Origin of the sequence: Aminobacter anthyllidis (genome assembly GCF_018555685.1) — a bacterium.
In the GTDB taxonomy this organism is placed as follows: domain Bacteria; phylum Pseudomonadota; class Alphaproteobacteria; order Rhizobiales; family Rhizobiaceae; genus Aminobacter; species Aminobacter anthyllidis.
This window is the reverse complement of record NZ_JAFLWW010000009.1, coordinates 215,015-222,269: the sequence shown is the minus strand read 5'-3', so window position 1 is coordinate 222,269 and position 7,255 is coordinate 215,015. Positions and strand designations below refer to the sequence as shown.

Genomic DNA, 7,255 nt, shown 5'->3' with positions numbered 1-7,255 from the left:
TCAGGGCACCGTCCTTCGAGCTGATCAGGGAGCAACTGACCACGCCCGTCATCTTCGACGGCCGCAATCTCTACGACCCCGCCGTCGTCGCCCGCCACGGCATCAAATATGTCTCCATCGGGCGGAAGACAGCCTGAAAACGAAAAAGGCCCGCGCGAGCGGGCCCATTTGTCTGGTGTGGCACTCACTGGTTGCGGCGCTTGCCTTCCATCAGGTCGAGCACGGCCCGCGCCGCATCGAGCACATTGGTGCCCGGTCCGAACACCGCCGATACGCCGTGGTCGAGCAGGTACTGGTAATCCTGCCGCGGGATGACGCCGCCGACCACCACGATGATGTCTTCGGCGCCCTTGGCCTTCAGCGCCGCGACAAGCTGTGGCGCGAGCGTCTTGTGGCCGGCGGCCAGCGACGACATGCCGACGACATGAACCCTGAAGGCGATCGCCGTGTCGGCGGCCTCGCCGGGCGTCTGGAACAACGGCCCTGCAATGACCTCGAAGCCGATATCGCCGAAGGCCGAGGCGATGATCTTGGCGCCACGGTCATGGCCGTCCTGGCCGAGCTTGGCCACCATGATGCGCGGCTTTTCACCTAGTGAGCCGGCAAACTGTTCGAGTCGCGACACCAGCGTCTGGAATTCCGGCTCGTCGTCATAGGCCTGGCCATAGACGTTCTCGACCACTTCCGGCACCGCCGCATGGTCGCCGAAGGCACGGCGCATCGCGTCCGAAATCTCGCCGACTGTGGCACGCGCCCGCGATGCCTCGACGGCTGCGGCCAGCATGTTGCCGTCGCCGCTGCGCGCGATCTTTTCCAGTGCCGCCAGTGCCGCCTCGACGCGGTGGGGGTCGCGCTGCCTACGCGTGCGTTCGATGCGGGCGATCTGCGACAGGCGCACGGCGGAATTGTCGATCTCGAGGATGTCGAGATGGTCTTCCTCTTCGAGTCGGTACTTGTTGACGCCGACAATGACCTCTTCGCCCTTGTCGACCGCGGCCTGACGGCGGGTCGCGGCTTCCTCGATCATGCGCTTTGGCAGGCCTGACGCAACCGCCTTGGTCATGCCGCCCATCGCTTCCACTTCCTCGATCAGCGCCCAGGCCTTTTCGGCGAGATCGTTGGTCAGGCTTTCGACATAATAGGAACCGGCGAGGGGGTCGACGACCTTGGTCACGCCCGTTTCGTGCTGGAGGATCAGCTGGGTGTTGCGAGCGATGCGCGCCGAAAACTCTGTCGGCAAGGCGATCGCCTCGTCGAACGAGTTGGTGTGCAGCGACTGGGTGCCACCCAATGCCGCCGACATCGCCTCGAAGGCGGTGCGCACGATGTTGTTGTAGGGATCCTGCTCCTGCAGCGAAACGCCTGAGGTCTGGCAGTGCGTGCGCAGCATCAGCGACGATGCCTTCTTGGGCTCGAATTCGGTCATGATGCGCGACCACAGCAGGCGCGCGGCGCGCAGCTTGGCGGCCTCCATGAAGAAGTTCATGCCGATGGCGAAGAAGAACGACAGCCGGCCGGCGAACTCGTCGACATTGAGGCCCTTAGTGAGTGCGGCGCGGACATATTCGCGTCCGTCGGCCAGCGTGAAGGCCAGTTCCTGCACCAGGGTCGAGCCGGCTTCCTGCATGTGGTAGCCCGAGATCGAGATCGAGTTGAACTTCGGCATCTCCTTGGCCGTGTACTCGATGATGTCGGCGACGATGCGCATCGAGGGCTCGGGCGGGTAGATGTAGGTGTTGCGGACCATGAACTCCTTGAGGATGTCGTTCTGGATGGTCCCGGAGAGCTGTTCTCGCGGCACGCCCTGCTCCTCGCCGGCGACGATGAAACTGGCGAGGATCGGGATGACCGCGCCGTTCATCGTCATCGACACCGAGATCTTTTCGAGCGGAATGCCGTCGAACAGGATCTTCATGTCCTCGACCGAGTCGATCGCAACGCCCGCCTTGCCGACGTCGCCTTCGACGCGCGGATGATCTGAGTCATAACCGCGATGGGTGGCAAGGTCGAAGGCAACCGACACGCCCTGCTGGCCGGCGGCGAGCGCCTTGCGGTAGAAGCTGTTGGAGGCTTCGGCCGTCGAGAATCCGGCATATTGGCGAATGGTCCAGGGACGACCGGTGTACATGGTGGCACGCGGACCGCGCAGGAACGGCGCGAGACCCGGCATCGAATCGAGGTTGTCGATGCCCGCAAGATCGTCCGCTGTGTAGAGCGGCTTGACGTCGATGCCCTCGGGCGTGTTCCAGACAAGCGTATCCGGAGACGCCTTGATCTCGCGTTCGGCGAGCTTTTTCCAGGAATCAATTGTTGGTTTGTCGGTCATTGGGGCCTCCTCAGGCGCCGGCTTCCTCCCCACAAGGGGGAGGGTGAAAGAGCCCGGGCTTCCATCACTCGAATTCCATGATCAGCTCATCGACGGCGAGGCTTTCGCCAGCAGTGGCCGCGACGCGCTTGACCGTGCCCTTGCGCTCGGCGCGCAGCACGTTTTCCATCTTCATCGCCTCGACTGTCGCCAGCGACTGGCCGGCTTCGACGGCGTCGCCGTCCTTGACCAGGATCGAAGTTACCACGCCCGGCATAGGGCAAAGCAGCATCTTGGAGGTGTCGGGCGGCAGCTTCACCGGCATCAGTTTTGCCAGCTCGGCGACGCGCGGGCTGCGCACATGGGCAACCACGTCCATGCCGCGCCAGCGCAAGCGCCAGCCGGTGCCCGAGCGCGAGGTCTTGACGCCGATCCCGGCGCCGTCAACGGCGAAGTTGGCGTGCAGATGGCCGGGCAACCAGTCGCTCGAAACAGCGAGCGAGGTGCCGTCGTCGAACGCGACGACCGTGCCGTCAGCACCGTCCTTGACATGCAGCGGCAGGGTGAAGCCGCCAAGTGTCACCACCCAGTCGGCACCGACGGGGCGCTGGTGGTTGGCCAGCGACCCCGAAATCTGGGCGCTGCGGCGCTGCACCGATTGATTGATCAGGGCGGCGACAGCGGCGAGCTTCTTGGCGTCGGCCTCGGCCGGTGCGACACCGGCAAAGCCGTCGGGATACTCTTCGGCGATGAAGGCGGTGGTGATGACGCCCGAGCGGAAGCGCGGATGGTCCATGACAGCTGACAGGAATGGCAAATTGTGCCCGATGCCTTCGACCTCGAAATCGTCAAGCGCGCGGCCCATGACGTCGATGGCAGTGGCCCGATCCGGCGCCCAGCTGCACAGCTTGGCGATCATCGGGTCGTAATACATCGAAATTTCGCCGCCCTCGAACACGCCGGTGTCGTTGCGGACAACCGTGCCGTCGTCGCGCTTGCCTTCCACCGGCGGGCGGTAGCGGGTGAGGCGGCCGATCGACGGCAGGAAGTTGCGGTAGGGGTCTTCGGCGTAGAGCCGGCTTTCGATCGCCCAGCCGTTCAGCTTGATGTCGTCCTGGCCAAAACGCAGCTTCTCGCCGGCGGCAACGCGGATCATTTCCTCGACGAGGTCGATGCCGGTGATCAACTCGGTCACCGGATGCTCGACCTGGAGCCGGGTGTTCATCTCGAGGAAGTAGAAATTCCTGTTACCATCGACGATGAATTCGACGGTACCGGCCGAGAAGTAGCCGACCGCCTTGCCAAGTGCGACGGCCTGCTCGCCCATTGCCTTGCGAGTGGCGGCGTCGAGGAAGGGCGAGGGCGCCTCCTCGATGACCTTCTGGTTGCGGCGCTGGATCGAGCATTCGCGCTCGCCGAGATAAAGCAGGTTGCCGTGCTGGTCGCCCAGCAGCTGGATCTCGATGTGGCGCGGCTGGGTGACGAATTTCTCGATGAAGATGCGGTCGTCGCCGAAGGACGACTTCGCCTCGTTCTTGGACGACTGGAAACCTTCGCGCGCCTCGGCGTCGGTCCAGGCGATGCGCATGCCCTTGCCGCCGCCGCCTGCGGAGGCCTTGATCATCACGGGATAGCCGATCTGGTTGGCGATCTTCACCGCCTCACTGGCATCCTCGATCAGGCCCATATGGCCCGGAACGGTTGACACGCCGGCGGAAGCCGCGATCTTCTTGGACGTGATCTTGTCGCCCATCGCCTCGATGGCAACCGGGGGCGGTCCGATGAACGCGACGCCCTCGGCCTTCAGCGCTTCGGCGAAGTTCGAGTTTTCCGACAAGAAGCCGTAGCCTGGATGCACCGCATCGGCCCCGGTTTGGCGCACGGCGTCGATGATCTTCTGGATGACGATGTAGGACTGGTTGGACGGTGCCGGCCCGATGTGCACGGCTTCGTCGGCCATCTTCACATGCAGCGCCTCGCGGTCGGCGTCGGAATAGACGGCGACCGTTGCGATACCGAGCTTCTGGGCCGTCTTGATGACCCGGCAGGCGATCTCGCCACGATTGGCGATGAGGATTTTCTTGAACATTTTTAATCCGGCCAAAAATAGTTAATGTCTTGAACTAAGTAGATATTCTCAGAGTTTTGATTGCTGGCAGGAAGCTCTGATAGGTCTCTAGTCCAATTCTTTTTGTAGGCCTGCCCTGCTGCCCAAGCGGACAAAAGGGCGTCGAACTCATCTTCTCCTGCGATACTTGGTGCATCGATCTCAGAGCGCTGCAACCAGGATGCAACTGGCTCTGGTACACCATCTTGCCAGTTTCTTGGGTACTCAGCCCCAGCAGTAATGTGATGCCAAAGAACCTTTGGATGTGTCTCTGTCAGTAGAATTTTCGGCCACTTTTGCCGAAGCCGATGGGCCAAGACAGCACCCTGAACCGACATTGATCCGTACAAACCGTTTGCGCAAAGAATGCTACTTCGGCATGCCGGGTATGCTGACCTGAGGTATTGATCTGCGCCGCGCCAACCTGATTTTGTGGATTGCCAGAAAAGCAGCGTGTCAATGCCTGCCGCGACAGGCTGCGCTCCACCTACTGACTTGAATGTCCAAGCAATCGCATCATCTACTGACTCCGCGATGTAGGAGTCGAGGCTGTTGCCTTCGAGGTCCATGATAACACACCCGAATTTTTTCTCCCCTCCCGGGTCAAAGCCGAGGATAATCATAGCGGTATCGTGTCGTGCTTCTTCCACGGCGCTTCGGCCTTCTTGCCGCGCAGGGCGGCGAAGGCGCGGGCGATGCGGCGGCGCGACGAATGCGGCATGATCACCTCGTCGATGAAGCCGCGTTCGGCGGCGACGAAGGGATTGGCGAAGCGTTCTTCATATTCCTTGGTGCGCGCGGCGATCTTCTCGGGATTGCCGAGTTCCGAGCGGTAAAGGATCTCGGTCGCGCCCTTGGCGCCCATCACCGCGATCTCGGCGGTCGGCCAGGCATAGTTGATGTCGGCACCGATATGCTTGGACGCCATGACGTCATAAGCGCCGCCATAGGCTTTTCGCGTGATCAGCGTGACCATGGGAACTGTCGCCTGCGAATAGGCGAACAGCAGCTTGGCGCCATGCTTGATGACGCCGCCATATTCCTGCGCCGTTCCCGGCAGGAAGCCTGGCACGTCGACCAGCGTCAGGATCGGGATCGAAAACGCGTCGCAGAAGCGCACGAAGCGCGCCGCCTTGCGCGACGAGTCGATGTCGAGGCAGCCGGCCAGCACCATGGGCTGGTTGGCGACGACGCCGACGCTCTGGCCCTCGATGCGCATGAAGCCGGTGATGATGTTCCTGGCGAAGGCTTCTTGGATCTCGAAGAAATCGCCTTCGTCGGCGATGGCCAGGATCAGTTCCTTCATGTCGTAAGGCTTGGCGGCGCTGTCGGGGATCAGCGTGTCGAGGCGCTTCTCAAGCCGCGCCGGATCGTCGTGGAACGGACGGACGGGGGGCTTTTCGCGGTTGTTGAGCGGCAGGAAGTCGAACAGCAGGCGAACCTGCTCCAGCGCTTCGATGTCGTTTTCATACGCACCGTCGGCGACTGACGACTTCGAGGTGTGGGTGCGCGCACCCCCCAGTTCTTCGGCGGTGACGATCTCGTTGGTGACGGTCTTCACCACGTCCGGACCGGTGACGAACATGTAGGACGAGTCACGCACCATGAAGATGAAGTCGGTCATCGCGGGCGAATAGACGGCGCCACCGGCGCACGGGCCCATGATGACGGAAATCTGCGGCACCACGCCCGAGGCGTCGACATTGCGCTTGAACACGTCGGCATAACCGGCGAGCGAGGCAACGCCTTCCTGGATGCGGGCGCCACCGGAATCGTTGAGGCCGATGACAGGGGCGCCGTTGCGCACCGCCATGTCCATGATCTTGCAGATCTTCTGCGCATGCGTTTCCGACAGCGAGCCGCCGAGCACCGTGAAGTCCTGGGAGAAGACATAGACCAGGCGGCCGTTGATGGTGCCCCAACCGGTGACGACGCCGTCGCCCGCCACCTTTTGCTCGGCCATGCCGAATTCGGTGGTGCGGTGGGTGACATACATGTCGAACTCTTCGAAGGAGCCTTCGTCGAGCAGCACGTCGATGCGTTCGCGCGCCGTCAGCTTGCCCTTGGCATGCTGGGCGTCGATGCGTTTTTGGCCACCACCGAGGCGGGCCTCGGCGCGGCGGGATTCAAGCTGTTCGAGAACGGCGCGCATCAGTTCATGCCCTTTGCGGAAAGCCACTTCCAGGCGGCGGGGAAGGCGATGGCTGCGAGAAGCGCCTTGGCGATGTCACCCGGGATGAAGGGATAGAGGCCGAAGGCCAGCACCGGCTTGTCGAAGCCGACCACCGAGCCGAGCCAGAGCAGGCCCGGAACGTAGATGACGGCGCCGGCGAACAAGGCGGCGGCCATGGCCGAAAACACGCTGCGGTCCCAGCCACGCTCTGCCAGCCAGCCGGCGAGCAGGGCGGCAGGCAGGTAACCCAGGAGATAACCGCCAGTTGGCCCCATCATGTAGGCGAGGCCGATGCCTTTTTCCGGCGTGCCGGCAAAGACCGGCAGCCCAAGCGCGCCCTGCAGGAGATAGAGCGCAACCGCGGCAGCGCCACGCACCGGCCCGAGCGCAAGGCCAAGCCCGATCACCACCAGCGTCTGCATGGTCATCGGCACGGGATAGAACGGCACCTGGATCTTGGCCGACAGCGTCAGAAGCAGCGAAGCTGCAACAACCGTGACGACATCCATTGTGGTGAGCCGGCTGGTCTGCCTGTCGGCAACGGCTTGGTAGAGCGTCATGAGCTTTCTCCCGCGCTACGAGTTTGAAAAACAATGGCCTCTCGCCGCGTCAGCGGCAAGCAGCGAAGTTGGCGCAATAGCCCCATGGCGCGCGCAGGAAAACAGTTGAA

5 protein-coding genes are annotated in these 7,255 nt (G+C 62.9%); all 5 read right to left on the bottom strand.

Annotated elements, in window-relative coordinates; all coding sequences use genetic code 11:
• Positions 1-184: 184 nt before the first annotated feature.
• The 5 genes from scpA to J1C56_RS26170 all read right to left on the bottom strand — a co-directional run bounded on the left by scpA (position 185) and on the right by J1C56_RS26170 (position 7,145).
• Positions 185-2,326: a methylmalonyl-CoA mutase gene (gene scpA / locus J1C56_RS26190; RefSeq protein ID WP_214392926.1), complete on the bottom strand. Its 2,142-nt coding sequence runs from the start codon at positions 2,324-2,326 to the stop codon at positions 185-187.
• Positions 2,327-2,390: 64 nt separating this feature from the next.
• On the bottom strand, positions 2,391-4,394 hold the full coding sequence (locus J1C56_RS26185) for an acetyl-CoA carboxylase biotin carboxylase subunit (RefSeq protein WP_214392925.1): 2,004 nt from the start codon (positions 4,392-4,394) through the stop codon (positions 2,391-2,393).
• A gap of 2 nt (positions 4,395-4,396) precedes the next feature.
• The gene (locus J1C56_RS26180; protein ID WP_214392924.1) at positions 4,397-5,035 is read right to left on the bottom strand and encodes a DUF429 domain-containing protein; all 639 of its coding nucleotides are present in this window, start codon (positions 5,033-5,035) and stop codon (positions 4,397-4,399) included.
• Positions 5,032-6,564 carry an acyl-CoA carboxylase subunit beta gene (locus J1C56_RS26175; RefSeq protein ID WP_214392923.1) on the bottom strand — a complete coding sequence of 511 codons (1,533 nt, stop codon included), beginning with the start codon at positions 6,562-6,564 and terminating at the stop codon, positions 5,032-5,034. Before J1C56_RS26175 ends, J1C56_RS26180 begins: the two co-directional genes overlap by 4 nt.
• Positions 6,564-7,145, bottom strand: coding sequence for a biotin transporter BioY (locus J1C56_RS26170; RefSeq protein WP_214392922.1), 582 nt, complete (start codon positions 7,143-7,145; stop codon positions 6,564-6,566). The genes J1C56_RS26175 and J1C56_RS26170 overlap by 1 nt, the downstream gene beginning before the upstream one ends.
• Between the last annotated feature and the right edge of the window lie 110 nt (positions 7,146-7,255).

Coding starts and splice junctions, on each gene's coding strand:
- scpA (WP_214392926.1), bottom strand. CDS start 2,326: ATGACCGACAAACCAACAATTGATTCCTGGAAAAAGCTCGCCGAACGC.
- J1C56_RS26185 (WP_214392925.1), bottom strand. CDS start 4,394: ATGTTCAAGAAAATCCTCATCGCCAATCGTGGCGAGATCGCCTGCCGG.
- J1C56_RS26180 (WP_214392924.1), bottom strand. CDS start 5,035: ATGATTATCCTCGGCTTTGACCCGGGAGGGGAGAAAAAATTCGGGTGT.
- J1C56_RS26175 (WP_214392923.1), bottom strand. CDS start 6,564: ATGCGCGCCGTTCTCGAACAGCTTGAATCCCGCCGCGCCGAGGCCCGC.
- J1C56_RS26170 (WP_214392922.1), bottom strand. CDS start 7,145: ATGACGCTCTACCAAGCCGTTGCCGACAGGCAGACCAGCCGGCTCACC.